This window comes from Streptomyces sp. NPDC006294 (assembly GCF_042870895.1).
Classification (GTDB): domain Bacteria; phylum Actinomycetota; class Actinomycetes; order Streptomycetales; family Streptomycetaceae; genus Streptomyces.
Map to the genome: position 1 here is coordinate 213880 of NZ_JBIAHV010000001.1, position 25022 is coordinate 238901.

Consider the following 25022-nt stretch of genomic DNA (forward strand, 5'->3'; position numbering starts at 1 on the left):
GCGTTGTCCCGGATGGGAGGGGCGAGACCGGTGTCCCCCGGATGGCGTACGGTGCCGCCCATGGCAAGTGTGCTCGTGGTCGAGGACGACCAGTTCGTGCGCTCCGCCCTCATCAGGCACTTGACCGAGGCCTCCCACACGGTACGGAGCGTCGGCACGGCCCTCGAGGCGCTGCGCGAGGTGGCCCATTTCCGGTTCGACGTGGTCATTCTCGATCTCGGACTGCCCGATCTGGACGGCGCGGAGGCCCTGAAGATGCTCCGCGGCATCACCGACGTGCCCGTGATCATCGCGACCGCGCGGGACGACGAGACGGAGATCGTACGGCTGCTCAACGACGGCGCCGACGACTATCTGACCAAGCCGTTCTCCGTCGAGCACCTGTCGGCCAGGATGGCGGCCGTACTGCGGCGTTCCCGCGCGGCCGGCGAGGCGCCGCCCTCGCGGGTCATCCAGGTCGGCGGACTGTCCATCGACCCGTTGCGCCGCCAGGCCGAGCTGGACGGCGGCCGACTGGATCTCACCCGCAGGGAGTTCGACCTGCTGGCCTTCCTCGCCGGCCGGCCCGGGGTCGTCGTGCCCCGCAGGGAACTGCTGGCCGAGGTCTGGCAGCAGAGCTACGGCGACGACCAGACCATCGACGTCCATCTGAGCTGGCTGCGCCGCAAGCTGGGCGAGACGGCCGCGCAGCCGCGCTATCTGCACACGCTGCGCGGAGTGGGAGTCAAGCTCGAACCGCCGAACGGACAGCGGCCATGAGCGCAGGACGGCGGCCATGAGCGAAGGACACCGGGCATGAGATGGGCGCTCGTCAAGGTCGCGCTGGCCGTCACGGTGATGGTCGTGATCGCCTTCGCGCTCCCCCTGGGCATCGTCATCAAGGAGATGGCCCGCGACCGCGCCTTCTCCAACGCCGAGCGGCAGGCGGCGACCATCGGCCCCACGCTGACCGTCACCACCGAACGCCGCATGCTGGAGCGGGCCGTCGAGTCCACGCCCGCCGGCGCGGCCGGCCGGATGGCCGTGCACATCCCGGCGTCCGGCGAACCGGGCAGCCTGCCGCTGGAGATCGGCAAGCGGCGTGCGGCGAAGAGGGACCTGGCCACCGTCGAACTGATCGGCCGCGCCTCGATCGCAGAGGTGTCCGGTGGGTCCGTGCTGCTGCAGCCGACGGCGATCGGCACCGGCCAGATCGCCGTCGTCGAGATCTTCGTGCCCGAGGGCGAGGTCTCCAACGGCGTCGACACCGCCTGGCTCGTCCTCGCGGGCGTCGGCATCGCGCTGATCGTCGGCTCCGTCGCGGTCGCCGACCGGCTGGGCGTACGGATGGTGCAGCCGGCGCAGCGGCTCGCGGGCGCCGCGCACGACCTGGGGGAGGGCCGGCTCGGGGCGCGCGTCCCCGAGGAGGGCCCGCCCGAACTGCGGTCCGCGGCCGTCGCGTTCAACTCGATGGCCGATCAGGTCGTCCAACTCCTCGCCAACGAACGCGAACTGGCCGCCGACCTGTCGCACCGGCTGCGCACCCCGCTGACCGTGCTGCGGCTGAACGCGGCGTCGCTGGGCGAGAGCGCCGCCGCCGAGCAGACCCGCGCGGCCGTCGCCCAGCTGGAGCGCGAGGTCGACACCATCATCCGCACCGCCCGCGAGGCCAAGCCGCAGACCGCGGCGGCCGGTCCCGGCGCGGGCTGCGACGTCTCCGAGGTCGTCCGCGAGCGGATGGGGTTCTGGTCGGCGCTCGCTGAGGACGAGGGCCGCAAGGTCCGGCTCGCCGGGGTCGACCGGCCCGTACGCATCCCGGTCGCCCGCCCCGAACTGGCCGCCGCGCTCGACGCGCTGCTCGGCAACGTCTTCCGCCACACGCCCGAGGGCACGGCCTTCTCCGTCGACGTGCACAACGGCGACGACGCGGTCATCGTCCTCGTCTCCGACGCGGGCCCCGGCATCGCCGACCCGGCGGCCGCGATGGCCCGCGGCAACAGCGGGGCCAGGGAGGGCTCGACGGGGCTCGGGCTGGACATCGTGCGCCGGGTCGCCGAGTCCACCGGCGGCGACGTACGCATCGGCAGCTCGGTGCTCGGCGGCACGGAGGTGCGGATCTGGATCGGCCTCGACCCGCGCGAGGCGGCCGCGGAGGGCCGGCGGGGACGGCGGCGCGGGCGGGTGCAGCGCCGGCGGAGGACAGCGCCGCGGTAGCCGTTCTGTCCTTGGCCGCCGGCCGGCATTAATGGCTTCCGATGCCTCCCTTAAGCGCGCCCTAAGAAGCCCGACCGGGGTCCCTGATCGGCCATTTGTCCGGTTCGGGGCCGCTAGCGTGCAGCGCACCACCCCCCGACTCCGTAACGCAGAGGCAGGCACGCGATGGGCAGCAGCACGCACCGGCGCAGGGCGAGCGTCAGGACCAAGGCGGTCGGCGCGGTCGTCGTGGCCGCGGTGATCGGCGGCGCCGCGATCTTCCTCACCGGCACCGCCCAGGCCGCCTCGGTGGGCGCCGCGTACACCAGGACCAGTGCCTGGGACGGCGGTTACACCGGTCAGTACGTCATCACCAACGAGACCGGCACGGCGCAGACGGACTGGACCCTCGAGTTCGACCTGCCCGCCGGTACGAAGATCGGCTTGCTGTGGAACGGCGAGCACACCGTGGACGGCCGGCACGTCACGGTCAGGCCCACGAGCTGGAACAAGAGCCTGGTGCCGGGCGCGTCGGTCACCGTCGGCTTCGTCACCTCCGCGAGCGGGGAGGCCGCGGACCCGACGGCGTGCCTCATCAACGAGGTCATGTGCGCGGCCGACGGCGGGGCGACGCCGCAGCCGACGCCGACGGTCCCGCCCACGTCGACGCCGACGGTCCCGCCCACGTCGACGCCGACGGTCCCGCCGACGCCGACCGCTTCGGAGACGCCGAAGCCGGGGGCGGCCGCACGCTACGCCCCGTACATCGACACCTCCCTCTACCCCGCGTACGACATGCTCGACACGGCCGCGAAGACCGGCGTCAAGGACTTCAACCTCGCCTTCATCACCTCCGGCGGCAGCTGCGCCCCGCTGTGGGGCGGCGTCACGGACCTCGCCGACGACAAGGTCGCGTCCCAGATCGGCGCCCTGCGCGCCAAGGGTGGTGACGTCCGCGTCTCCTTCGGCGGCGCGGCGGGCCACGAGCTGGCGCTCAACTGCTCCTCCGCCGCCGACCTGGCGGCGGCCTACGGCAAGGTCGTCGACACCTACGAGCTCACCAAGGTCGACTTCGACATCGAGGGCGCGGCGCTGCCCGACACCGCCGCCAACACCCGGCGCTCGCAGGCGATCACGCGGCTCCAGAAGGCCCACCCGGACCTCGACGTCTCCTTCACCCTGCCCGTCATGCCCGAGGGCCTCACCCAGCCGGGCGTCGACCTGATCGCCGACGCGAAGCGGAACGGCGTCCGGGTCGACGCGGTCAACATCATGGCGATGGACTACGGCCCGGCGTACAGCGCCGACATGGGCGAGTACGCGATCTCCGCGGCCACCGCGACCCAGGCACAACTCAAGGGCGTGCTCGGGCTCTCCGACACGGCCGCGTGGCAGACGGTCGCGGTGACGCCGATGATCGGCGTCAACGACGTCGTGACCGAGATCTTCACGGTGGAGGACGCCACGCAGCTGGTGGCGTTCGCCGAGTCGAAGGACCTGGCGTGGCTGTCGATGTGGTCCTCGACGCGGGACAAGCAGTGTGCGGGCGGGGAGAAGCCGGCGGCGGACGCGACGTGCAGCTCGGTCCTGCAGCAGCCGCTGGCCTTCACGAAGGCCTTCGCCACCTACAAGTAGCCACCCCTCCCGCCCCCCACGGGCGCCGCCCCGCGCCGCCCCACCGGCCGGGGCGGCGCCACGCCGTCGTCTTGCACGGGCGCGCGCCGGTCTCGTCGGGGCGCTGCGCCCGGTCGCGGGCGGGGGCTTGCCGGTCTCGTCGGGGCTCTGCCCCGAGCCCCGCGCCTCAATCGCCGGCGGGGCTGGAGTTGCCGGGCCACACGCCCCTGTGCCTCATGCGCCCGCGGGGCTGGGAGTCGGCCGGTCTCGTCGGGGTGCTGCCCCGAGTCGCTGCGCCACGATCTCCCCCTACGGCCTGGTGGCCGTGGGTGGCGGTACCTCCCAACGCCGCCAGGCCGTAGGGGGAGTTTGAGGCCACCGCGCGGAGCGCGGTACCGGGCCCGGGCGGAGCCCGGCCCGCCCACCCGGGCGACGAGCCCTGGGGCGGAGCCGGGCCCGCTGCCCGCAGGGCGGTATGGGGTTCGAGGAGAAGCCCCGAACACACCGCGCGGAGCCCCCGCGCAGCGGCCACCCCCGTCACCCCTTCACCGCGCCCTCCATGATCCCGCCCACGATCCGCCTCCCGAAGACCACGAACGCGATCAGCAGCGGCAGCGTCCCCAGCAGCGCCCCCGCCATGATCACCGACTGGTCGGGGATGTAGCCGCGGCCGAGGCCCGTGAGGGCGACCTGGACCGTCGGGTTGCCGCTCTGGGTCAGCGCGAGGATCGGCCAGAAGAAGTCGTTCCAGGCCATTACGAACGTCAGCATCCCGAGGACCGCCATCGCCGGCCGCGCCACCGGGAAGACGATGTGCCACACCACCCGCAGACTGCTCGCGCCGTCGACCCTCGCCGCCTCGATGAGTTCGGTCGGCAGCGCCCCGATCAGGTACTGGCGCATGAAGAACACGCCGAACGCGCTGACCAGCGTCGGCAGGATGACCGACTGCAGCTGGTCGGTCCAGGAGAGCTCGGCGATCAGCATGTACAGCGGCACGACGCTCAGCTGCGGCGGCACCATCATCGTGCCGATGACGAGGAGCAGCAGCGCGTTCTTCAGCCGGAACCGCAGCTTGGCGAAGGCGAACCCGGCGAACGTGGAGAAGACGACCGTGCCCGTGGCGACCGAACCGGCGACGACCGTCGTGTTGAGCAGGGCGGTGCCCATGTTCGCGTCGGTCCAGGCGATCTCGAGGTTTTTGAGGAGGTTCCCGCCGAACAGGAACGGCGGGGGAGTCTGCGCGAGCCGCGTCGTGGTGCTGGAGGCCGCGATCGCCGTCCAGACGAGCGGGAAGAGGGACCCGGCCGTGAAGACGATCAGCGCGGCGTACGTGTACTTCCCCCCGTACCGCAACCGCCCGGCCCGCTTCGCGACCGTCATCCCGTCGCCCCCCGCCCGCTCCCGCCCAGGCGGCGCGCGACCAGCCAGTTCACCGCGCCGATGATCAGCAGGATGAGGAACATCGCCCAGGCGATCGCCGCCGCCTTGCCCAGGTGCAGATTCACCCAGCCCTGCTCGTACAGATAGAGACCGAGCGTCTGGAACTGGTGGTCGGAGCCGCCCGTCGCGCCCGCCCCGCCGTTGAAGAGCAGCGGCTCGCCGAAGAGCTGGGTCGCGCCGATCGTGGAGACGACCACGGTGAACAGGATCGTGGGACGCAGGGACGGCACCGTGACGTGGATGAACTGCTGCCACCGCGAGGCCCCGTCCAGCGCGGCCGACTCGTAGAGTTCGTGCGGGATCGACTGCATGGCGGCCAGGTAGATCAGGGCGTTGTAGCCGGTCCAGCGCCAGATCACGATGGTGGAGACGGCCAGCCGCGAGCTCCAGGTGCCGTTCTGCCAGTCGACGCCGTCGATGCCGGCCAGCCCGAGCGCCCAGTTGACCATCCCGTAGTCGCGTCCGAAGAGCAGGACGAAGACGAGCGTCGCGGCGGCGACGGACGTCGCGTACGGGGTGAGCGCGGCGACCCGGAAGAACATGGAGCCGCGCAGCCGGTAGTTCAGCAGGTGCGCGATGCCGAGCGCGATCAGGAGCTGCGGCACGGTGGACATCAGCCCGATGGTGACCGTGTTCTTGAGCGCGTTCCAGAAGAACTCGTCCTCGAGGAGCCGGGAGAAGTTCCGCAGCCCGACCCACTCCATCTCGGTGGGCGCGGTCAGCTCGACCCGGTGCAGCGAGGCCCAGCCGGTGTAGAGCAGGGGGAAGAGGCCGAAGGCGAGGAAGAAGAGGAAGAACGGGGCGACGAAGGCGTACGGGCTCCACTTCACGTCGCGCCGATAGCGGCGGGAGCGCCGGTCGGCCCCGCGCCGGTCGGCCCCGCGCCGGTCGGCCCCGCGCCGTTCACCGGCCCCGTCCGGGCCCGCCGCCGGGGCCTCGTCCACGTGCTTGTACGGCACGGCTCACAGATCCAGTGCGTTGTCGATCGACTTCACCGCCGCGTCCCAGCCCTCTTCGGGGGAGCGGCCCCTCTGGTCGACCTGGAGCATGCCGATGTCGGCCAGGTTCTGCGCGATGATCAGATCCTTGGGGCCGACGATCTGTACGGGGATGTCCCGGGCGGCCTCGGCGAAGATGCGGCCGATGGGGGCGTCGCCGAAGTACGGGTGTGCGGCGTCCGCGACCGCGGGCAGCGGAAGGGCGGCCTCGGCGCTCGGGAAGCTGCCGCGCTCGGCGAAGAGTTTCGCCTGCTGCTCGGGGGCGGTCAGCCAGGCGACGAGCTGCGCGGCCTCCTTCTTGTTCCTGCCCTTCTCGGGGACGACCAGGAACGAGCCGCCCCAGTTGCCCGGCTTCGGCGCGGCGGCGACGTCCCACTTGTCCCGGCCGGCCGGTCCGGCCTTGTCCTGGATGTAGCCGAGCATCCAGGCGGGGCAGGAGACGGTCGCGAAGGCGCCGTTGGCCATGGCCTGGTCCCAGGACGCGGTGAACTGCTGGAGCCTGCCGGTCAGCTTCTCCGTGGCGAACTCGGCGGCGATGTCCCAGGCATCCTGCACGGCCGGGTTGGTCTTGTAGACGATCTCGCCGTTCTCGTCGTAGAAGCGCTTGCGGCTGCTTCCGATGACCGCTGACAGCACTCCGGACGCCGAGTCGACGAACGAGGTGCCCGCGGGCGCCCCGGCCCGGTATCTCCTGCCCGTCTCCAGGTACGCGCGCCAGTCCCCGGCCCACAGCTCGCCGACCGCCTTCCGGTCGGTGGGCAGTCCGGCCTTCCGGAACAGGTCCTTGCGGTAGCAGACGGCCTGGGGGCCGATGTCGGTGCCGAGGCCGACCGTCCTGCCGTCCTCGGTCGTGGCCTGGGCCCACTTCCAGTCCAGGAAGGAGTCCTCGCTGACGCCCGCGACGCCGCTGAGATCGACGAGGCGGTCGGCCTGGGTCGCCGTGATCTCCGCGATGTTGTTGACCTCGACGGCCTGGATGTCGGCGAGGCCGCTGTCGGTGCTGAGGCGGGTGAGGAGCTGCGGGTAGTAGTTCTCGTTCCGCTGGATCGAGGTCTGCTCGATCCTGATCTCCGGGTGCAGCCGCATGTACTCGTCGTACAGTCCAGCCTCCTCGAGGCCGAAGGCTCCGAAGACGCCGACGGTGAGGGTGGTCCTGCCGTCGCCGCCCGCGCCTTCGCCGTCTCCGGCGCAGCCCGTGAGCAACCCGGCGCAGAGCGCGGTGACGACGGCGGCGACGACCGCGCGGATTTCCGTCCTGCGCATCGTGTCCTCCTTCGCGGGGTGCGGGGTGCGGGGTGCGGGGGGTGCGGGGTACGAGGCCTGAGAGGCGTGTGCGGGGGCGCACCCGGCGGCCGACCACGGCCGCTTTTGTTCGGGAACCGTACTTTTAGCACGCCGACGGCCGCCCGCGGCAGGCCGGTGACCTGCGGATTCTGTGGGACATGGCACACCGGAGCATGGGAGCGCTCCCATGCGCGAATCGGCCGGATCGTCGTCCGGGAACGGGGGTGCCGAGGGCCCCGGACACGTTATGTTCTCCGCCTGGGCAGCCTGGGGAGGCGGACGCGATGTCTCGGACCATCCGCGAGGGGAACGGCGGGGGACGGGCCACCGGCCTGCCCACGCTCGAGCAGGTGGCCGCACGCGCGGGCGTCGGCCGCGGCACCGTCTCCCGGGTGATCAACGGTTCGCCGCGGGTCAGCCAGGAGACCCGGGCCCTGGTCGAGGCGGCCGTCGCGGAGCTGGGCTACGTACCGAACCGGGCGGCCCGTGCGCTCGCGGGGAACCGTACGGACGCGATCGCGCTCGTCGTGCCCGAGCCCGAGGACCGTTTCTTCGCGGAGCCGTACTTCTCCGAGATGGTGAGCGGGGTCGGGGCGGCGCTCGCCGACACCGAGATGCAGCTGCTCCTGACGCTCGCCGGCAACGACCGGGAGCGCAAGACGCTCGCCCAGTACCTGGCCGCGCACCGGGTCGACGGTGTGCTGCTGGTCTCGATGCACGCGGGCGACCCGCTGCCGGACCTGCTGGAGCAGCTGTCGATCCCGGTGGTGATCAGCGGCCGCCGTTCGGCGGACGAGAGGCTCGCCGCGGTCGACTCGGACAACTTCGGCGGCGCGCGGGAGGCGGTGGACCATCTGGCGGCCCGGGGCCGCCGCACCGTCGCGACCATCGCGGGTCCGCTGGACGTGTACGGCGCGGAGCGCCGGCTGGACGGCTACCGCTCCGCCGTCGCCGGGGCCGGCCTGGACGCCGATCCGCGGCTGACGGCGGTCGCCGACTTCACCGAGCAGGGCGGCCGGCTCGCGATGCGCGCACTGCTGGAGGCCCGCCCCGACCTCGACGCCGTCTTCGCCGCCTCCGATGTCATGGCCTCGGGCGCCCGGCACGTGCTGCGCGAGTCGGGCCGCCGCATACCCGACGACGTGGCCCTCATCGGCTTCGACGACTCGGCGGTGGCCCGCCACATGGACCCGGCGCTCACCAGCGTGCGCCAGCCGACGGAGGAGATGGGCCGCACCATGGCCGGCGTCCTGCTCCAGGAGATCGCGCAGCCGTCGCCGGAGCGGCCCCAGATCGTGCTGCCGACGGAGCTGGTGGTGCGCGACTCGTCGTGACCGTGCGCCGCCACGGCGGGCGCACGACAAGGGCCCCGGTCCGAAGACCGGGGCCCTTGCCCTCAGGGTGAGTAACGGGACTTGAACCCGCGACATCCTGGACCACAACCAGGTGCTCTACCAGCTGAGCTATACCCACCACGACCGGTCGCTTTCCTGACCGGCCGAGAAAAAGTGTACAGGGTCCGAGAGGGTGCTCGCGCCCACGTTTTCCGGCGGGCGCGGAGCCCGTCCGCTACTGGGCCGGCAGTACGTGTTTGGCGGCGATGGCCTTCGCCGTCTCGGAGTCGGGTCCGGGCTGCGGGACGAAGACCGCCTCACGGTAGTAGCGGAGTTCGGCGATGGACTCGCGGATGTCGGCCAGCGCCCGGTGGTTGCCGCTCTTCTCCGGGCTGTTGAAGTACGCCCGCGGATACCAGCGGCGGGCCAGCTCCTTGACCGAGGAGACGTCGACGATCCGGTAGTGCAGGTAGCCCTCCAGCGTCGGCATGTCGCGCAGCAGGAAGCCGCGGTCGGTGCCGACCGAATTGCCGCACAGCGGGGCCTTGCCGGGCTCCTTGACGTGCTTGCGGACGTAGGAGAGGACCTGCTCCTCGGCCTGCGCCAGGGTCGTGCCGCCCGCCAGGGCGTCGAGGAGGCCGGAGGCGGTGTGCATACGGCGCACCACGTCCGGCATCGTCTCGAGCGCCTCGTCCGGCGGGCGGATCACGATGTCCACACCTTCGCCGAGTACGTTCAGTTCCGAGTCGGTGACCAGCGCGGCCACCTCGATGAGTGCGTCGTCCGTCAGCGAGAGCCCGGTCATCTCGCAGTCGATCCACACCATGCGGTCGTTCATGCGTCCTACCTTACGGGGGTGTCGGCGTCGCGTTCCCGGCGTTGTGCGGCCCGGCCCGTGAACGCCGCCGGCCCGGCCGGGACGCCGCCCTGTGCGAGGGGCGTCCCGGCCGGGCCGGGTCGGGCTGTGGGCCGCGCGGCCTACGGTGCGCTGCGCGGTCCGGGCATGCTCGGGCGGCTGTGACCTGCCGCGTACGCCTCCGCGGCCGGTTTACCCAGGTCGGCGGCCGACGCGAGGGCGGATGCCCCGGCCGGTGCACGCCTGACCCCGGGGCCCGCCTGCGCGGGCACCACGGCGTCCATCATCGGTGTCCGGTCCGGATCGCCCTGCGGCCGGCGGGCCCGGTACGCGGCCCGGTAGGCGGCCGGGGAGGACCCCAGCTGTCGCCGGAAGTGCCCACGCAGTGCCACCGGGGAGCGGAAGCCGCAGCGGCCCGCGACCTCGTCGACCGAGTAGTCGGAGGTCTCGAGCAGTCGCTGCGCCTGCAGCACCCGCTGGGTGATCAGCCACTGCAGCGGGGCGGAGCCGGTCAGCGAGCGGAACCGCCGGTCGAAGGTGCGCCTGCTCATGTACGCACGCGCCGCCAGCGTCTCCACGTCGAACTGCTCGTGGAGGTGTTCCAGCGCCCAGGACACGACCTCCGCCAGCGGGTCGGAGCCGATTTCCTCGGGTAAAGACCTGTCGAGGTAGCGCTCCTGGCCGCCACTGCGCCGCGGTGGGACGACGAGCCTGCGGGCGAGTGCCCCGGCCGCCTCCGTGCCGTGGTCGGTGCGCACGATGTGCAGGCAGAGGTCGATTCCGGCCGCCGTGCCCGCGGACGTGAGCACATCGCCGTCGTCGACGAACAGCTCACGCGGATCCACATGGACGGACGGGTAACGCTTGGCCAGCGTCGGCGCGTACATCCAGTGGGTGGTTGCCGGGCGCCCGTCGAGCAGGCCGGCCGCGGCCAGGACGAACGCCCCGGTGCACAGGCCGACGATGCGGGCGCCCTCCTCATGGGCCCGGCGCAGCGCGTCGAGCGCCTCGGGCGGTGGCGGCGAGGTGATCGAGCGCCAGGCGGGCACCACGACGGTGCCTGCCCTGCTGATCGCCTCGAGGCCGTACGGTGTGGTCAGTTCCAGACCGCCCGTGGTCCTCAGTGGTCCGTCCTCGCCCCCGCACACCAGCAATCGGTAGCGAGGAACTCCGGCGTCCTGACGGTCAATTCCGAACACCGAGAGCGGGATGGAACTTTCGAATATAGGGCCGCCGCTGAACAGCAGCACGGCGACGACTTCGCGTCGCCGGCGCCCGGACAGCTTCCGTGCCGTCTCCGGCGCGGCGGAGTCCTGACTCATGACGCTAAACCCCCCTCGAAGTGCGCGTCTCCCCGTTCGTTTCGGGCCTTTCGCTCCTGCACGTTTCCCCTCGGTTCTGCACGAGTCCCCCGGCCGTCGATACTCATGATCGAATCTACTGCGTCCCATGGTGTCGGTGTGACACGTTCGGGATGCCCCGCTATGTCGACATGGCAACTTGGCGCGATGCATTCGATCACGAAGCGTTCCACTCAGGGGGGCCCGCAGGGAAGTGCACGGGACGGGCATGGCCCGTCCCCGTAGGGTGCGGAGGCCGCCCTCAGCCCTTTCTTCCCTGGTGACAAGGGGGTTGGCAGGCCATTTCGGCAAGGTTCGGCCTGTGCGGTGAAGTTGGCTGAAAACATACGGTGGGGCGGTGTGCGAAACCGTCAGCCGCCCGGCGTGCGCCTCGATCCGTGCCGTGCGCCGCGGTGCGCCCTCGGGACGGTACCGGAGTCTTGGCTTCCGGTGAGCGCCGGCTCCGGCGCCGTACGGCCCCGCGCCGCGGTCCGCTCGGAGTGGCGCAGCAGGACCCGGCAGGCCCCGGTGACCGCCGCGAGACCGAGGGCGGCGGCGGCCGCGCCGCCGACGGACGTCCCGTACACGACCAGCACGACGGGTACGAGCAGACAGCTGAACGCCCCCCAGCGGACGACGTCGCTCGCCGGGTCCGACGCCCGGCCCGACGGCGGCCGGGAGGGGCCGCGCCGCGAGGAGGGCGGCCGCGAGGGGGAGGGGCCGGCGGCGCGGCGGGGTGAGCGGGCGGGGCGGGGCGGTCGTGCGGGCACGGGAGCTCCTGGGGCGGCGCGGAGGTGAGGCGGAGGGGGTGACGTGGCGGCAGGGCGGCGGCGTGGCGGGGGTGGCTCAGTGGGCAACGAGGACCGCGGCCATCCGGTCACCGGGCGGCGCGCAGACGGCTGTAGTGGCCAAGCGGCATTGCGATCCCGGGCGCGCTCGGGCATGCTCCCTGGAACGTCGCGCATGGGGGCAGCAGGCCCTGGGCAGGAGAGGAGTGTCGCCGTACCCTTGGGGTATGGGGTTGGGAAGATGTTTCCCGGACACAGCTCCGCCGCTCCGCCGACGCACCCCCCCAGTCGATTCCTCCGAAGAGGACCTCCTTCGCCGAGACACCGATGGCCGGTCACGAAATCCCCGAACCCGCGGACCGCAAGCAGGTAGCCGATCCTCTGTCGGACCTGCGGGCGGCGGAAGAAGCACGCCATTCATGCGATCCCGCCTTCCGGCACGGAGTCGTCGTCGGTTTCGACGGGTCCACCTCCAGTGAGCGTGCGCTCGCCTACGCCATCGGCATGGCACGCCGGAACGGGTCCGGGCTGATCATCGTCCACGTGGCCAACCGGCTGCCGACCACCGTCTGGGCCGGTTGCGAGCCGCCCGTCTTCGTGGATGTGCCCGACCATCGCACCGAGGTCCTCGGCCTGGAGCTGGCCTGCGCGGACTATCTCGCAGAGGTGCCCTGGATCCTGGTCGAGCGCGGCGGCGACATCTGTCATGAACTGGAAGAGGTCGGCCGTGAGTACTCGGCCGACGCGATCGTGGTCGGCTCCACGCACGGGATCGTGGGCCGGCTCTTCGGCTCGGTCGCGGGGCGGCTCGCGAAGCGCGCGCAGCGTCCGGTGGTCGTCATCCCGTAGCAGGAGCCGTCGGCCTCCGGCTGAGTTCGCGTCAACTTCCGGCGCGGCTCCCCGACTTCCTCTCGACTCCGCGGAACCTACCCGTCCGTAGCAGGTGGATTGTGCGCTTGTGAAGGGTACATACCGGTCCTGGGAACTGCAGCACTTGCAGCACAACTGCACAGGACAGGAAGGGAGCCCGCCGTGGACAACGACGTCTCTGCGGGAAGCGCTGGTTCTACTTCGACTCTTGGCCGTCTCGCCCTCGGTCTGACCCTGTTGGCGTTCGGCGTCGGCAACACCGGCGTGATCGACAACGTGACCGCGGCCGACACGGCCGCGCTCGCCACCTGGGTCGGCGGCGTGGCGCTCTTCGTCGTCGGCCTGCTCGAGTTCCGCGCCGGGAACGGCGGTTCGGGCACGGCGTTCGCCGGTCTGGGCGCGTTCTGGTTCACCTGGGGCACCGCCGTCGGCGCGGAGACCTCGGCCGAGGCGGCAGGACTCTTCATGCTCCTGTGGGCGCTGCTCGCCCTGACACTGACCGCCGCGGCCTCCGGCAGCGGCGTGCTGGACCAGGGTGTGTACGGGCTGCTGACCCTCGCGCTGCTGCTGGGCGGCACAGCCGCCTTCGCGGGCAACGAGGGGCTGGCCAAGGCCGGCGGCTGGGTCGGCGCGGTGGCGGGCCTGGTGGCCTGGTACGGCGCGACGGCGGCGCTCGCCAAGTGGCCCACCTTCACCGGACGCGCTGCCGGCCGCCGGGGAGTGACGGCCACCGGCTGAGGCCCGCGGCCTCACGGCAGCATGAGGGGGCCGGTGCTCCGGGGTCTCGCACCGGCCCCCTGTCCTCCGGGCTCGGTTCTCCCCCTGGCTTCGCCGGGGGACTCCCACCGGGCGCTCTGGGGGTGTGTCGACGGTCGACCGTGCTCGAACCTCCCCCCAGACTCCGTCCGGGAGACGCCCCCCCGTTCCTCGGGATCTCCGCGCTCCCCCTGCCTGCGCCGGGAGGTACCCCCACTCCCTTTCGCTGTGTCCACAGCGGCCTCCGGCCGCGGGCCGCGCGCCCCTTCGGCTCACTCGCCATGAGTCCAGTGGGCCGGCGGGGTCGTCCGGTTCGACGCCCGCGCGGAAAGAGACGCCCCCTGTGCGCGGGCCGCACACAGGGGGCGTCTTCGTGCGAAGTCGTTCTATTCGACCGTGACCGACTTCGCGAGGTTGCGCGGCTTGTCGATGTCCCGGCCGAGGGACAACGCGGTGTGGTAGGCCAGCAGTTGGAGCGGGATGCCCATCAGGATCGGGTCCAGCTCGTCCTCGTTCTTCGGCACCACGATGGTGTGGTCCGCCTTCTCCTGCTCGCTGTGGGCGACCGCGAGGATCCGGCCGCTGCGGGCCTTGATCTCCTCCAGCGCCGCCCGGTTCTTCTCCAGCAGCTCGTCGTCCGGCACGATCGCGACGGTCGGCAGCGCGGGCTCGATGAGCGCGAGCGGGCCGTGCTTGAGCTCGGAGGCCGGGTAGGCCTCCGCGTGGATGTAGGAGATCTCCTTGAGCTTCAAGGACGCCTCCAGCGCCACCGGGTAGCCGCGCACCCGGCCGATGAACATCATCGACTTGGCGTCCGCGTACTGCTCGGCGAGCTTCTTGATCTCGGCCTCGGTCTCCAGGATCTCGCTGATCTGGGCGGGCAGCCTGCGCAGACCGTCGATGATCCGGCGGCCCTCGGAGACCGACAGATCGCGGATGCGGCCCAGGTGCAGGGCGATCAGCGCGAAGGCGACGACCGTGTTGGTGAAGCACTTGGTGGAGACGACACAGACCTCGGGGCCGGCGTGGACGTACGTGCCGCCGTCCGCCTCGCGGGCGATCGCCGAACCGACGACGTTGACGACGCCGAGCACCCGGCCGCCCTTGCGCTTCAGCTCCTGGACGGCCGCGAGGACGTCGTAGGTCTCGCCGGACTGGGAGACGGCGATGTAGAGGGTGTCGGGGTCCACGACCGGGTTGCGGTAGCGGAACTCGGACGCCGGCTCCGCGTCGGCCGGGATACGGGCGAGGGACTCGATGAGCCCGGCGCCGATCAGACCGGCGTGGTACGAGGTGCCGCAGCCGAGGATCTTCACGCGGCGGATGGAGCGGGCCTCGCGGGCGTCCAGGTTCAGACCGCCCAGGTGCACGGTGTTGAACCGGTCGTCGATCCGGCCGCGCAGCACGCGGTCGACCGCCTCGGGCTGCTCGGAGATCTCCTTGTGCATGTACGTGTCGTGGCCGCCCATGTCGTACGACTCGGCCTCCCACTCCACGGTGGTCGGCGTGGCCGTCGTGCGCGAGCCCTCGGTGGTGTACGTACGGAAGTCGTCGGCCTTGAGGGTGGCCATCTCGCCGTCGTCGAGCGTGACGACCTGGCGGGTGTGGGCGACGAGGGCGGCGACGTCGGAGGCGACGAACATCTCCTTCTCGCCGATGCCGAGGACGACCGGGGAGCCGTTGCGGGCGACCACGATGCGGTCGGGGAAGTCGGCGTGCATGACGGCGATGCCGTACGTGCCGTCGACCAGCTTCAGCGCCTCGCGGACCTTCTCCTCGAGGGTGTCGGCCTGGGCGCGCGCGATCAGGTGGGTGAGCACCTCGGTGTCGGTCTCCGAGGCGAAGACCACGCCGTCGGCCTCGAGCCTGGCGCGTACCTCGGTGGCGTTGTCGATGATGCCGTTGTGCACGACGGCGACCTGGTTGTCGGCCGACAGGTGCGGGTGGGCGTTCTCGTCGCTCGGGGCGCCGTGGGTGGCCCAGCGGGTGTGCGCGATGCCGGTGGTGCCGGCGAAGCGCTTCGGTACGCGGGCCTCGAGGTCGCGGACGCGGCCCTTGGCCTTGACCATCTTCAGCCCGGCGGAACGGGGGCTGTTGATCACCACGCCCGCGGAGTCGTAACCCCGGTACTCCAGCCGCTGCAGGCCCTCCAGCAGCAGCGGAGCCACATCACGCCTGCCGATGTATCCGACGATTCCGCACATACGGTTTTCTGCCCCTCCATAGTCCTGGGTGTGCCCGGCCCGGCAGGCTGTTCAGCCGTAGACGATGCGGCGCAGCTGGCGGAGCGAGAGCTCCGGCGGCGCCACGGCGCGGTGCGGCAGTTCGGCCGCGATCCGCTCGAAGATCGCGGAGTTCACGGCGCCGCCGGACTGCAGTTCGCGGTGGCGGCGGCGGACGAACTCCTCGGTCGTCTCGTCGAAGTACGCCAGCACGTCGAGGATCACCCGGGCGGCCTCCCCGCGCTGGAGCGCGGTGCTGCGCACCAGGTGGTCGATGAGGTCGTCGTGCGACGTGCGCACTGACTGGCGAGGTTCGAGCACCCGTTGATATTGGCGGGCGGGAGCTCCTGTCTGCAAGAATCCTGCCCGGTATCGGGCAGGAGATAGCTCACATTCCTCTGAGGACGGCCTGTTTCGCGGTGCTGAACTCGTCGTCGGTCAGTATCCCGGCCTGATGCAGCTCGCCCAGTTCGCGCAGTCGCCGCAGCAGCACATCGTGATCGTCCGCCCCGCCGGAACCGCCGGAACCGCCGGAACCGCCGGAACCATCAGAGCCGGCGGTCTCGTGGGTCGGTCCCGTGGGCGCCGGCGCCGGCCGCGCCGCGTCCGCCACGTACGGGTGCGGCATACGCGCCACGACCGCCGCCGCGACCAGCGCCATGAGGGGATCCTTGCGGAAGCCCCACAGCTCCACCGCGTGCGGATCGTGCTTGGGCGGCGTCCGGACCGGCTCAGGGGTGATCCGGAAGCGCAGATAGCCGTTCTCCAGTCCGGCGGCGGGCAGCCACTCCACCGCGCGGACGTCGTCGAGCGCCAGCGTGCGCGGGCCGCCGGACTGCTTGGACTCCTCCGTCTTCCAGTTCCACTCCAGGCGGATCCGCTCCCCGTCGAACGCGACCGTCCCGTCGCCCGCGCCGACCGTGATCGGCAGCGGCGGCCCCGGCAGCGCGTAGGCGTCCAGCGGGCCCGACTCCACCTGGTCCAGCAACAGCGCCCGGCGGACCTCGTCGACGAAGTACTCGGCGACCCCGGTGCGCCCCGGCTCCACGCTCAGCCGGTACGGGTCCCAGGCGTCCTCCAGCCTGCCGGCGGTGATCTGGAGCAGCGGGTCCGCGCCGTCACGCAGCCGCAGCCGCAGCCGGCCCGCCTTCTTGCCGGGTTCGAACGAGACCCCCGCCAACGCCCTCAGCGGCACCGCGACTTCCCCGAGCGTGCGGCGCAGCGCGCTCACGCTCTTGTCGCTGCCCGGCACGATGCGCACCGTGTCCCCGTCGAACGTCCAGGTCCCGTCCTTCTGGATGATTTCCGCCACGAGGGGATTCTTTCACCGGCGGAACGAGTAAGTGGTCTACACCTTGACCGCAGTTGAGGCGCACGGTACGCATGGTGACAGTCCGGTTGCTCTGCGCACAGACGAGACACCCCGTCGAAGGGACCCCAGCCTGTGAGTCAGCCCCGACCGATTCCCCGACTGCTCGGTTCGCTCCTGCTCGTCACGGTGGCCGCCCTCTCCGGCTCCGTCCCCGCGGCCGCCGCCTCCGGCGCGGAACACGCCCCGGCCGTCCGGCCGCTCGGCCAGATCGTGCCCGCCCCCGCCTCCGTCAGCCCCGGCGGCGCGCCCTTCACCCTGACCGCCGCCACCCGCATCCGCACCGACGCCTCACCGGAGGCGCGGGCCGTCGGCGAACGCCTCGCCGAGGTGCTGCGTCCGTCGACCGGCTATGTCCTGCCGGTCACCACCGAGCCGGCGGCGCGTTCCATCAGGCTCCGGCTGGCGGCGGAGGAGAGCGGCCTGGGGGAGGAGGGCTACCGGCTCCGCTCGGCGCCCAGCGGTGTCACCGTCACCGCCCACCGGCCCGCCGGTCTCTTCCACGGCGTGCAGACACTGCGTCAGCTGCTGCCCGCCGCCGTCGAGTCGGACACCCGGCAGACCGGCCCCTGGCAGATCGCGGGCGGCACCATCACCGACAGCCCCCGCTACGCCCACCGCGGCGCGATGCTCGACGTCTCCCGGCACTTCCTCACGGTCGGCCAGGTCAAGCGCTACATCGACCATCTGGCCCTCTACAAGATCAACACGCTGCATCTGCATCTCTCCGACGACCAGGGCTGGCGCCTCGCGATCGACTCCTGGCCGCGGCTGGCCACCTACGGCGGCTCCACCGAGGTCGGCGGCGGCCCCGGCGGCCACTACACGAAGGCCCAGTACCGGGAGATCGTCCGCTACGCCGCCTCCCGCCATCTGGAGGTCGTGCCGGAGATCGACATGCCCGGCCACACCAACGCCGCCCTCGCCTCGTACGCCGAGCTCAACTGCGACGGCGTCGCCCCGCCCCTCTACACCGGCACGGCCGTCGGCTTCAGCTCGCTGTGCGTGGACAAGGAGCTCACGTACGACTTCGTGGACGACGTGATCCGCGAGCTGGCCGCGCTCACCCCCGGCCGGTACATCCACATCGGCGGCGACGAGGCGCACTCCACCAGCAATGAGGACTATGTGGCGTTCATGAACCGGGTGCAGCCGGTCGTCGCCAAGTACGGCAAGACCGTCATCGGCTGGCACCAGCTGACCGGCGCGACCCCGCAGCGGGGGGCGCTCGCCCAGTACTGGGGCCTCGACGGCACCCGGCAGGCCGAGAAGGAGCAGGTGGCGCGGGCGGCCAGGAACGGCACCGGGCTGATCCTCTCGCCGGCCGACCGGGTCTACCTCGACATGAAGTACGACAGGAACACCAAGCTGGGCCTCGCCTGGGCCGGTTACGTCGAGGTGCGGCGGTCCTACGACTGGGACCCGGCGACCTATCTGCCCGGCGCGCCCGCGAGCGCGATCAAGGGCGTCGAGGCACCGCTGTGGACGGAGACCATCTCGAGCGACGCGCACATCGACCAGATGGCGTTCCCGCGGCTGCCCGGCGTCGCCGAGCTCGGATGGTCGCCGGCGGCCACGCACGACTGGGACGCCTACAAGGTGCGGCTCGCGGCGCAGGGGCCGCGGCTGTCGGCGCTCGGGATCGACTACTACCGCTCGCCGCAGGTGCCGTGGCCGGCGGAGCGGGTCCGGTAGCCCGCTCCAGGACACTGACGCGTGCCGCCCCGGGGACCGTCCCGGGGCGGCACGCGCCCGTCTCGGGGTCCGTTACTGCTCGGCCTCCTCGCGCAGGCCGTCCTCGCTCAGCCCGCGCTTCCAGTAGCCGACGAACGTGACCCGGCGCCGGTCGAACCCGCGGTCGTTCACCAGATGGCGCCGCAGGGCCTTGACGCTTGCCGACTCTCCCGCGATCCACGCGTACGGGACGCCCCCGGGCAGTTCGGCGGCGGCGACGGCCTCCACGGCCGGCGGCGCGTCCTGGCCGCGGACGAGCCAGGTGACGTCGGCGTCCGCGTCGGTCCTCAGCGGCAGCCGGTCGCCGGAGCACGGCACCTCGATCCAGACCCTGGCCTTCTGCCCGGGCGGCAGCCACTCGAGGATCGCCGCGGCGGCGGGCAGCGCCGTCTCGTCCGCCCAGATCAGCACCCAGTCGGTGTCCTCGGGCGGCCGGCAGCGCACCCCGCTGTTGTCCGAGACGGCCGGTCCGAGCACCGTCACCCGGTGCCCAGGCTCCGCGGCCAGCGCCCAGCGGCAGGCCGGACCGCCGTCCTCGTGCACGGCGAAGTCGATGTCCACCTCGCCCGCTGCCGGCCGCTGCTCCCGGACCGTGTACGAGCGCATCACCGCCCGCACGTCCTCGGGCAGCGCCCGGTAGGCGCCGAGCACCGCGTACAGGTCGCCCGCGTCGACGGGGACGACGGGCTCGTCCTGGCCCGGGTGCGGCAGGAACAGGGACAGGGACTGGTCGCGCCCGCCGGCCGTGAAGTCCCGCAGGCCGGCGCCGTCCTCGGCGCCCGTGAAGGTGACCCGGACCAGCGACGGGCCGAGCCGCCGCGTCCGCGCCACCCGGAGGCCGAAGAAGCGGAACGGGGCGGGCTCGGCCGATGCCGCCATCGTCAGGAGACCTTCTTCGCGTTCTCGATGGCCTCGGCGAGATCCTCCAGGATCGGCGCGCACTTGTCGTACGAGTAGATCGGCTCGGTGACGCGCGGGACGACCTGACCGGCCTTCACCGCGGGCAGCCCGGCCCAGGTGGGCTTGGCCTTGAGGGTGTCGGGCTGGAGGGTGCCGGTGCGGTTGTCCAGCATGATGACGTCGGCGTCGTACTTGCCGGCGTTCTCCCAGCTCAGCTCCTCGAAAAAGCCCTGGGCGTTCGCCTGGGGCTCGACGAACTTCACGCCGAGCTCCTGGAAGTAGAGGGTGTCCGCGGACGTCTTCGGCACGGAGACGTAGAAGAGGTCCTGGCTGCCGGAGCCGATGAGGACCTTCACGTCCGGCTTGGACTTGGCCGCCCGGCGCAGCCGCTCCGCGGCCTTCTCGAAGCGGGCCTTGGCGTCCGTGACCTTCTTGGCCTTCAGGTCGGCGCCCAGCGAGCCGGCGAGGTCGGCGCGGCGCTGGAGGGCGCCCGGCATGTTGATCCGGGCCGCCCACAGGGCGACGCTCGGGGCCAGGCCCAGGATCTTGTCCTTGGACTGGTCCGGCACGTACCAGAGGGCGTCCTTCTCCCACATGTCCGTCACCAGGAGCTCCGGCGCGAGCGCCGCGTACTTCTCGACGTTGAACTCGCCCCAGACGTTGCCCAGGATCTCGGGCTTGGTGACGTCCATGTCGCCGGCCTGGACATCGGCCTTGCCGTCGGCCGTCTTCGTCGGGCCGAACACGCCCGTGACCTCGATGCCGTAGTCGTACAGGGCCGCCGCGGCGCCGGTGAAGGCGACGATGTTCTTCGGGGTGGACTTCGCCTCTGCCGTCTTGCCGCGGTCGTCCTTGAAGGACCAGGGGCCGGATTCCGCGGCGGACTTGCCGGCGGCGTCCTTCGTGCCGTCCTTCTTCTCCTGGCCGCAGGCGGCGAGCGCCACGCCGAGCCCGAGGGCGCCGCCGGCCGTGAGCAGGCCGCGTCGAGTGAGATGGGATGCTCGGGCGTTGGGCATGGTGAGTCCGCTTTCGTACGTGCCGCACAGGCCACTGGCAAGGTTGAAGGCAGGTTAGCCTAACCTTACGAGTTGTCCAGCGGGGGGCCGGGGGAGCGGCCCGGCAGCGCACGCGGCCTCGAACGCGCGACGGCGCGCGACCCCCTGCCGGGGACCGCGCGCCGTTCGCTTCAACGATCAGCCGGGGAGGCCCAACTCCCGTGCGATCAGCATCCGCTGGACCTCGCTCGTGCCCTCGCCGATCTCCAGGATCTTGGAGTCGCGCCACATGCGGGCCACCGGATACTCGTTCATGAAGCCGTAGCCGCCGTGGATCTGGGTCGCCTCGCGGGCGTTGTCCACCGCGACCGTCGACGAGTACAGCTTGGCGATGGCCGCCTCCTTCTTGAACGGCTCGCCGGCCACCAGCCGTGACGCCGCGTCACGCCAGCCGACGCGCGCCATGTGGGCCTTCATCTCCATGTCGGCGATCTTGAACTGGATCGCCTGGTTCGCCCCGATCGGCCTGCCGAACGCGTGCCGCTCGTGGGCGTACTTCACGGACTCGTCCACACAGCCCTGCGCCAGGCCGGTCGCCAGCGCCGATATGGCGACGCGGCCCTCGTCGAGGATGCGCAGGAACTGCGCGTACCCGCGGCCCTCCTCGCCCAGCAGGTTGGCGGCCGGGACCCGGACGTCCGCGAAGGACAGCTCACGGGTGTCGGAGGCGTTCCACCCGACCTTGGAGTAGGGGGCGGCGACCGTGAAGCCCGGTGTGCCGGAGGGGACGATGATGGCCGAGATCTCCGGCCGGCCGTCCGCCTTGCGGCCGGTGACCGCGGTGACCGTCACCAGGCCGGTGATGTCGGTGCCCGAGTTGGTGATGAAGCACTTGGAGCCGTTGATGACCCACTCGTCGCCGTCCCGCACGGCGGTGGTCTTCGTGCCGCCCGCGTCGGAGCCGCAGTCCGGCTCGGTCAGACCGAAGGCTCCGAGGAGCTCGCCCGAGCACAGCCGGGGCAGCCACTGCTGCTTCTGCTCCTCGGTGCCGAACAAGTGGACCGGCATCGCGCCGAGCGAGACGCCGGCCTCCAGGGTGATGGCCACGGACGAGTCGACGCGGGCCAGTTCCTCCAGGGCGATGCCGAGGGCGAGATAGTCGCCGCCCATGCCGCCGTACTCCTCGGGGAACGGCAGCCCGAACAGGCCCATCCGGCCCATCTCGCGGACGATCTCGTACGGGAACTCGTGCCGCTCGTAGAAGTCGCCGATCTTGGGGGCGACCACATCGTGCGCGAACTGCTCGACCGTACGGCGGAGTTCCTCGTGTTCGGCGGAGAGCCGGTGGTCAAGGGACATCAGGAGTCACTCCTTGTGGGAGAGGGCGCGGACGGTACGGGAAGGGCTGGGGCGGCCCAGCTGTTCGGCCATCCACACGCTTGTGGCGGTGAGCCGGCCGAGATCGACCCCGGTTTCGATGCCGAGGCCGTGAAGCATCCAGACGAGGTCCTCGGTGGCCAGGTTTCCCGTCGCGCTCTTCGCGTACGGGCAGCCGCCGAGGCCACCCGCGGAGGAGTCGACGACGCTCACGCCGTGCTGGAGCGCGGCGAGGGTGTTGGCGAGGGCCTGGCCGTAGGTGTCGTGGAAGTGCACCGCGAGCCGGTCGCTCCCCACGCCCGCCTCGTTCAGCGCGGTGAGCAGGGCGGCCACATGGCCGGGGGTGGCGACGCCGATCGTGTCGCCGAGACTCAGCTCGTCGCACCCGATGTCGGCGAGGCGGCGGGTCACCCGGACGACCTGCTCGACGGGGACCGGGCCCTCCCACGGGTCGCCGAAGCACATGCTGAGATAGCCGCGCACCCGCAGCCCGTGTTCGACGGCCCTGGTCACCACCGGCTCGAACATGGCGAGCGCCTCGTCCACCGTGCGGTTCAGGTTGGCCTTGGCGAACGACTCCGTGGCGCTGGCGAACACGGCCACCTCGCGGGCCCCGAGGCCCAGCGCCCGGTCCAGTCCCCGGTCGTTGGGGACCAGCACGGGCAGCCGTACGCCGACGAGGTCGCTGACCAGCGGGAACAGCTTCTCGGCATCGGCCAGTTGGGGCACCCACTTGGGGTGGACGAAACTGGTCGCCTCGACGGTGGTCAGCCCGGCGCCGGCGAGGCGGCGGACGAACTCCGCCTTGACCTCGGTGGGCACCACCGCCTTCTCGTTCTGCAGGCCGTCGCGGGGGCCGACCTCGTGGATGCGCACCCGGGCGGGCAGGCCCTCGGCACGCACGGCCATGGGCAGTCCTTCTGTGCCGGTCATCGCGGGGCCTCCTCTTCCGTCCCGTCGGGTACAGCCGTCGCGTCGGGTGCGGCCGTTCCGTCGGGTGCGGGCGTCTCGTCCGGTACGACCACGGCGAGCACCTGGTCCATGGCGACGGTCGAGCCGGCGGTGACGTCGAGCTCGGTGACCGTCCCGGCGTGCGGGGCGGAGATGACGTGCTCCATCTTCATCGCCTCGACCACCAGCAGGCTCTGTCCGGCCGTCACCACGTCGCCGACGGCGACCTTGACGACGGTGACCGTGCCCGGCATCGGCGCGGCCAGGGTGTCCACGCCGGAGCGGGCGGCCCCGCTGAGCGACGCCTCGACCGGGTCGTGGTCCATGACATGCCAGGAGTCGCCGTCCCGGCCGAGCCAGTCGCCCGCGCGGTGGAAGGTGTGGGTGACGCCGTGCATCTCGACGGAGACGGTGTGCTCCTCGACGCGGGGCGCCGTCTGCCGGCCCGCGGCGTGCGTGACGGGTTCAAGTCCCGGTACGCGCAGCGGGAAGACGAGCGGGACCGGCCGGCCGCCCATCCGCCAGCCGCTGGGCACCGAGAACGGGTCGGTCCAGCCGCCCGCGTCCGGCGCGAGCGCCTGCGCCCTGACCGCGGCCGCCGCCTCGTAGACCTCCTCCGGGACGCCGTCCGGCACCAGGGTGTCCGCCTCGCGCTCCACCAGGCCGGTGTCCAGCTCGCCGGACACCACCGCGGGATGGGCGAGCAGGCGGCGCAGGAAGCCCGCGTTGGTCGGGACGCCCAGCGTGACGGTGTCCGCGAGGGCGGCGCGCAGCTTGCGCAGGGCGGTCGGGCGGTCGGGGCCGTACGCGATGACCTTCGAGAGCATCGGGTCGTACAGGCTGCCGACCTCCGCGCCCTCGGTGAGGCCGGAGTCGGTGCGCACGCCGTCGCCCTGCGGCTCCTGGAGCCGCAGGACCGTGCCGCCGGACGGCAGGAAGCCGCGAGCGCCCGCTTTGAAGGACACAGTCTCGGCGCAGACACGGGCCTCGACCGCGTGTCCGGTGAGGGTGATGTCGTCCTGAGTGAAGGCCAGCGGCTCGCCGGCCGCGACCCGCAGCTGCCATTCCACCAGGTCGAGGCCCGTGACCAGCTCGGTCACCGGGTGCTCGACCTGGAGGCGCGTGTTCATCTCCATGAAGTAGTACTGCGAGGGGTCGGTGCCCGGGACGATGAACTCCACCGTGCCCGCGCCCCGGTAGCCGCAGGAGCGGGCCGCCTGCACGGCCGCCTCGCCCATCGCGGCGCGCGTCGCCTCGTCGAGCAGGACGGACGGCGCCTCCTCGATGATCTTCTGGTGGCGGCGCTGCAGCGAGCACTCGCGCTCGCCGAGGTGGACCACATTGCCGTAGCCGTCGGCCAGCACCTGGATCTCGATGTGCCGGGGGCGGTCGATCCAGCGCTCCACCAGCAGCGTGTCGTCGCCGAAGGAGGCACGGGCCTCGCGCCGGGCCGCCGCGATCTCCTCCATCAGCGCCGACTCGACGCGGGTGAGCCGCATCCCCTTGCCGCCGCCGCCCGCCGAGGGCTTGAGCAGCACCGGCATGCCGATCTCCCGGGCCGCGGCCGCCAGTTCGTCGTCGCTCAGGCCGCTGCCGGACGAGCCGGGCACGACCGGCACACCGGCCGCCTTCACGGTCTCCTTGGCGCGGATCTTGTCGCCCATGAGGGAGATCGCGGAGGCGGGCGGGCCGATGAAGACCAGCCCGGCCTCCGCGCAGGTCTGGGCGAAGCCCGCGTTCTCCGCGAGGAAGCCGTAGCCGGGGTGGACGGCCTGCGCGCCGGTGCGGGTCGCGGCGTCCAGCAGCCGGTCGATCGAGAGATAGCTCTCGGCGGCCGGCGCGGGGCCGATGCGGACGGCCGTGTCCGCCTCGCGCACATGGCGGGCGTCGGCGTCCGCGTCGCTGAAGACGGCCACGGAGCGCACGCCGAGCGACCGCAGGGTGCGGATGACCCGTACGGCGATCTCGCCCCTGTTGGCCACCAGAACGGTGTCGAACATCGTCATCGTCTTGAGGTCC

At 72.0% G+C, this 25022-nt stretch carries 21 protein-coding genes and 1 tRNA gene; 7 read left to right on the plus strand and 15 right to left on the minus strand.

The window, feature by feature from the left end:
* Nucleotides 1-60 precede the first annotated feature (60 nt).
* From ACFYOP_RS00985 to ACFYOP_RS00995, 3 genes are all read left to right on the plus strand, one after another.
* Nucleotides 61-759 carry a response regulator transcription factor gene (locus tag ACFYOP_RS00985; protein WP_356889546.1) on the plus strand — a complete coding sequence of 233 codons (699 nt, stop codon included), beginning with the start codon at nt 61-63 and terminating at the stop codon, nt 757-759.
* A 36-nt stretch (nt 760-795) separates the two neighbouring features.
* Complete coding sequence (locus ACFYOP_RS00990) at nt 796-2193, plus strand: HAMP domain-containing sensor histidine kinase (protein ID WP_356889548.1); 1398 nt, start codon at nt 796-798, stop codon at nt 2191-2193.
* Nucleotides 2194-2358: 165 nt separating this feature from the next.
* Nucleotides 2359-3807 (plus strand): cellulose binding domain-containing protein, encoded by a 1449-nt coding sequence (locus ACFYOP_RS00995; protein ID WP_356889550.1) that lies wholly within the window; start codon nt 2359-2361, stop codon nt 3805-3807.
* Between the two features lie 516 nt (nt 3808-4323).
* On the opposite strand, the gene ACFYOP_RS01000 is transcribed toward ACFYOP_RS00995, so the two are convergent.
* Genes ACFYOP_RS01000 through ACFYOP_RS01010 form a run of 3 tightly spaced genes read right to left on the minus strand, consistent with a single transcriptional unit; the run spans nt 4324 to nt 7490 of the window.
* Complete coding sequence (locus ACFYOP_RS01000; protein ID WP_388450691.1) at nt 4324-5259, minus strand: carbohydrate ABC transporter permease; 936 nt, start codon at nt 5257-5259, stop codon at nt 4324-4326.
* Nucleotides 5166-6188 carry a sugar ABC transporter permease gene (locus ACFYOP_RS01005; RefSeq protein WP_356889554.1) on the minus strand — a complete coding sequence of 341 codons (1023 nt, stop codon included), beginning with the start codon at nt 6186-6188 and terminating at the stop codon, nt 5166-5168. The genes ACFYOP_RS01000 and ACFYOP_RS01005 overlap by 94 nt, the downstream gene beginning before the upstream one ends.
* Nucleotides 6189-6191: 3 nt before the next feature.
* Nucleotides 6192-7490 (minus strand): extracellular solute-binding protein, encoded by a 1299-nt coding sequence (locus ACFYOP_RS01010; RefSeq protein ID WP_356889556.1) that lies wholly within the window; start codon nt 7488-7490, stop codon nt 6192-6194.
* A gap of 305 nt (nt 7491-7795) precedes the next feature.
* Between ACFYOP_RS01010 and ACFYOP_RS01015 the strand changes: the two genes are divergently transcribed.
* Entirely contained in the window at nt 7796-8845 is a 1050-nt protein-coding gene (locus tag ACFYOP_RS01015; protein WP_356889558.1) for a LacI family DNA-binding transcriptional regulator, read from the plus strand.
* Between the two features lie 66 nt (nt 8846-8911).
* On the opposite strand, the gene ACFYOP_RS01020 is transcribed toward ACFYOP_RS01015, so the two are convergent.
* From ACFYOP_RS01020 to ACFYOP_RS01035, 4 genes are all read right to left on the minus strand, one after another.
* Nucleotides 8912-8984: transfer RNA gene (locus ACFYOP_RS01020), tRNA-His, on the minus strand.
* 96 nt (nt 8985-9080) lie between these two features.
* Complete coding sequence (orn, locus tag ACFYOP_RS01025; RefSeq protein ID WP_356889560.1) at nt 9081-9683, minus strand: oligoribonuclease; 603 nt, start codon at nt 9681-9683, stop codon at nt 9081-9083.
* Between the two features lie 140 nt (nt 9684-9823).
* Nucleotides 9824-11023 (minus strand): helix-turn-helix domain-containing protein, encoded by a 1200-nt coding sequence (locus ACFYOP_RS01030; RefSeq protein ID WP_356889562.1) that lies wholly within the window; start codon nt 11021-11023, stop codon nt 9824-9826.
* A gap of 389 nt (nt 11024-11412) precedes the next feature.
* Nucleotides 11413-11811 carry a hypothetical protein gene (locus ACFYOP_RS01035; protein WP_356889564.1) on the minus strand — a complete coding sequence of 133 codons (399 nt, stop codon included), beginning with the start codon at nt 11809-11811 and terminating at the stop codon, nt 11413-11415.
* Between the two features lie 345 nt (nt 11812-12156).
* Between ACFYOP_RS01035 and ACFYOP_RS01040 the strand changes: the two genes are divergently transcribed.
* Nucleotides 12157-12678, plus strand: coding sequence for a universal stress protein (locus tag ACFYOP_RS01040; RefSeq protein WP_356889566.1), 522 nt, complete (start codon nt 12157-12159; stop codon nt 12676-12678).
* A 183-nt stretch (nt 12679-12861) separates the two neighbouring features.
* On the plus strand, nt 12862-13437 hold the full coding sequence (locus tag ACFYOP_RS01045) for an acetate uptake transporter (RefSeq protein ID WP_356889568.1): 576 nt from the start codon (nt 12862-12864) through the stop codon (nt 13435-13437).
* Nucleotides 13438-13841: 404 nt separating this feature from the next.
* Here the strand turns inward: ACFYOP_RS01045 and glmS are convergent, their stop codons facing one another.
* The 3 genes from glmS to ACFYOP_RS01060 form a co-directional block, all read right to left on the minus strand.
* The gene (gene glmS, locus ACFYOP_RS01050) at nt 13842-15659 is read right to left on the minus strand and encodes a glutamine--fructose-6-phosphate transaminase (isomerizing) (RefSeq protein ID WP_356889570.1); all 1818 of its coding nucleotides are present in this window, start codon (nt 15657-15659) and stop codon (nt 13842-13844) included.
* 51 nt (nt 15660-15710) lie between these two features.
* Complete coding sequence (locus ACFYOP_RS01055; RefSeq protein ID WP_264243534.1) at nt 15711-15977, minus strand: hypothetical protein; 267 nt, start codon at nt 15975-15977, stop codon at nt 15711-15713.
* 88 nt (nt 15978-16065) lie between these two features.
* Nucleotides 16066-16989, minus strand: a complete 924-nt coding sequence (locus tag ACFYOP_RS01060) for a DUF4429 domain-containing protein (RefSeq protein ID WP_356889572.1) — start codon at nt 16987-16989, stop codon at nt 16066-16068.
* A gap of 132 nt (nt 16990-17121) precedes the next feature.
* On the opposite strand from ACFYOP_RS01060, the gene ACFYOP_RS01065 reads away from it, so the two are divergent.
* Complete coding sequence (locus tag ACFYOP_RS01065; protein WP_356889574.1) at nt 17122-18741, plus strand: beta-N-acetylhexosaminidase; 1620 nt, start codon at nt 17122-17124, stop codon at nt 18739-18741.
* 72 nt (nt 18742-18813) lie between these two features.
* Here the strand turns inward: ACFYOP_RS01065 and ACFYOP_RS01070 are convergent, their stop codons facing one another.
* The 5 genes from ACFYOP_RS01070 to ACFYOP_RS01090 all read right to left on the minus strand — a co-directional run bounded on the left by ACFYOP_RS01070 (nt 18814) and on the right by ACFYOP_RS01090 (nt 25003).
* The gene (locus ACFYOP_RS01070; protein WP_356889576.1) at nt 18814-19659 is read right to left on the minus strand and encodes a siderophore-interacting protein; all 846 of its coding nucleotides are present in this window, start codon (nt 19657-19659) and stop codon (nt 18814-18816) included.
* Nucleotides 19660-19661: 2 nt separating this feature from the next.
* On the minus strand, nt 19662-20696 hold the full coding sequence (locus ACFYOP_RS01075) for an ABC transporter substrate-binding protein (protein WP_356889578.1): 1035 nt from the start codon (nt 20694-20696) through the stop codon (nt 19662-19664).
* A 177-nt stretch (nt 20697-20873) separates the two neighbouring features.
* The gene (locus tag ACFYOP_RS01080; protein ID WP_356889580.1) at nt 20874-22034 is read right to left on the minus strand and encodes an acyl-CoA dehydrogenase family protein; all 1161 of its coding nucleotides are present in this window, start codon (nt 22032-22034) and stop codon (nt 20874-20876) included.
* Nucleotides 22035-22040: 6 nt separating this feature from the next.
* On the minus strand, nt 22041-22985 hold the full coding sequence (locus ACFYOP_RS01085; protein ID WP_356889582.1) for a hydroxymethylglutaryl-CoA lyase: 945 nt from the start codon (nt 22983-22985) through the stop codon (nt 22041-22043).
* Complete coding sequence (locus ACFYOP_RS01090) at nt 22982-25003, minus strand: biotin carboxylase N-terminal domain-containing protein (RefSeq protein WP_356890220.1); 2022 nt, start codon at nt 25001-25003, stop codon at nt 22982-22984. The genes ACFYOP_RS01085 and ACFYOP_RS01090 overlap by 4 nt, the downstream gene beginning before the upstream one ends.
* Nucleotides 25004-25022: the final 19 nt, after the last annotated feature.

What these genes read in the sequence shown, in the direction of transcription:
- ACFYOP_RS00985 (WP_356889546.1), top strand. Translation starts at nt 61, where the DNA reads ATGGCAAGTGTGCTCGTGGTCGAGGACGACCAGTTCGTGCGCTCCGCC.
- ACFYOP_RS00990 (WP_356889548.1), top strand. Translation starts at nt 796, where the DNA reads ATGAGATGGGCGCTCGTCAAGGTCGCGCTGGCCGTCACGGTGATGGTC.
- ACFYOP_RS00995 (WP_356889550.1), top strand. Translation starts at nt 2,359, where the DNA reads ATGGGCAGCAGCACGCACCGGCGCAGGGCGAGCGTCAGGACCAAGGCG.
- ACFYOP_RS01010 (WP_356889556.1), bottom strand. Translation starts at nt 7,490, where the DNA reads ATGCGCAGGACGGAAATCCGCGCGGTCGTCGCCGCCGTCGTCACCGCG.
- ACFYOP_RS01015 (WP_356889558.1), top strand. Translation starts at nt 7,796, where the DNA reads ATGTCTCGGACCATCCGCGAGGGGAACGGCGGGGGACGGGCCACCGGC.
- orn (WP_356889560.1), bottom strand. Translation starts at nt 9,683, where the DNA reads ATGAACGACCGCATGGTGTGGATCGACTGCGAGATGACCGGGCTCTCG.
- ACFYOP_RS01030 (WP_356889562.1), bottom strand. Translation starts at nt 11,023, where the DNA reads ATGAGTCAGGACTCCGCCGCGCCGGAGACGGCACGGAAGCTGTCCGGG.
- ACFYOP_RS01040 (WP_356889566.1), top strand. Translation starts at nt 12,157, where the DNA reads ATGGCCGGTCACGAAATCCCCGAACCCGCGGACCGCAAGCAGGTAGCC.
- glmS (WP_356889570.1), bottom strand. Translation starts at nt 15,659, where the DNA reads ATGTGCGGAATCGTCGGATACATCGGCAGGCGTGATGTGGCTCCGCTG.
- ACFYOP_RS01070 (WP_356889576.1), bottom strand. Translation starts at nt 19,659, where the DNA reads ATGGCGGCATCGGCCGAGCCCGCCCCGTTCCGCTTCTTCGGCCTCCGG.
- ACFYOP_RS01075 (WP_356889578.1), bottom strand. Translation starts at nt 20,696, where the DNA reads ATGCCCAACGCCCGAGCATCCCATCTCACTCGACGCGGCCTGCTCACG.
- ACFYOP_RS01080 (WP_356889580.1), bottom strand. Translation starts at nt 22,034, where the DNA reads ATGTCCCTTGACCACCGGCTCTCCGCCGAACACGAGGAACTCCGCCGT.
- ACFYOP_RS01085 (WP_356889582.1), bottom strand. Translation starts at nt 22,985, where the DNA reads ATGACCGGCACAGAAGGACTGCCCATGGCCGTGCGTGCCGAGGGCCTG.
- ACFYOP_RS01090 (WP_356890220.1), bottom strand. Translation starts at nt 25,003, where the DNA reads ATGTTCGACACCGTTCTGGTGGCCAACAGGGGCGAGATCGCCGTACGG.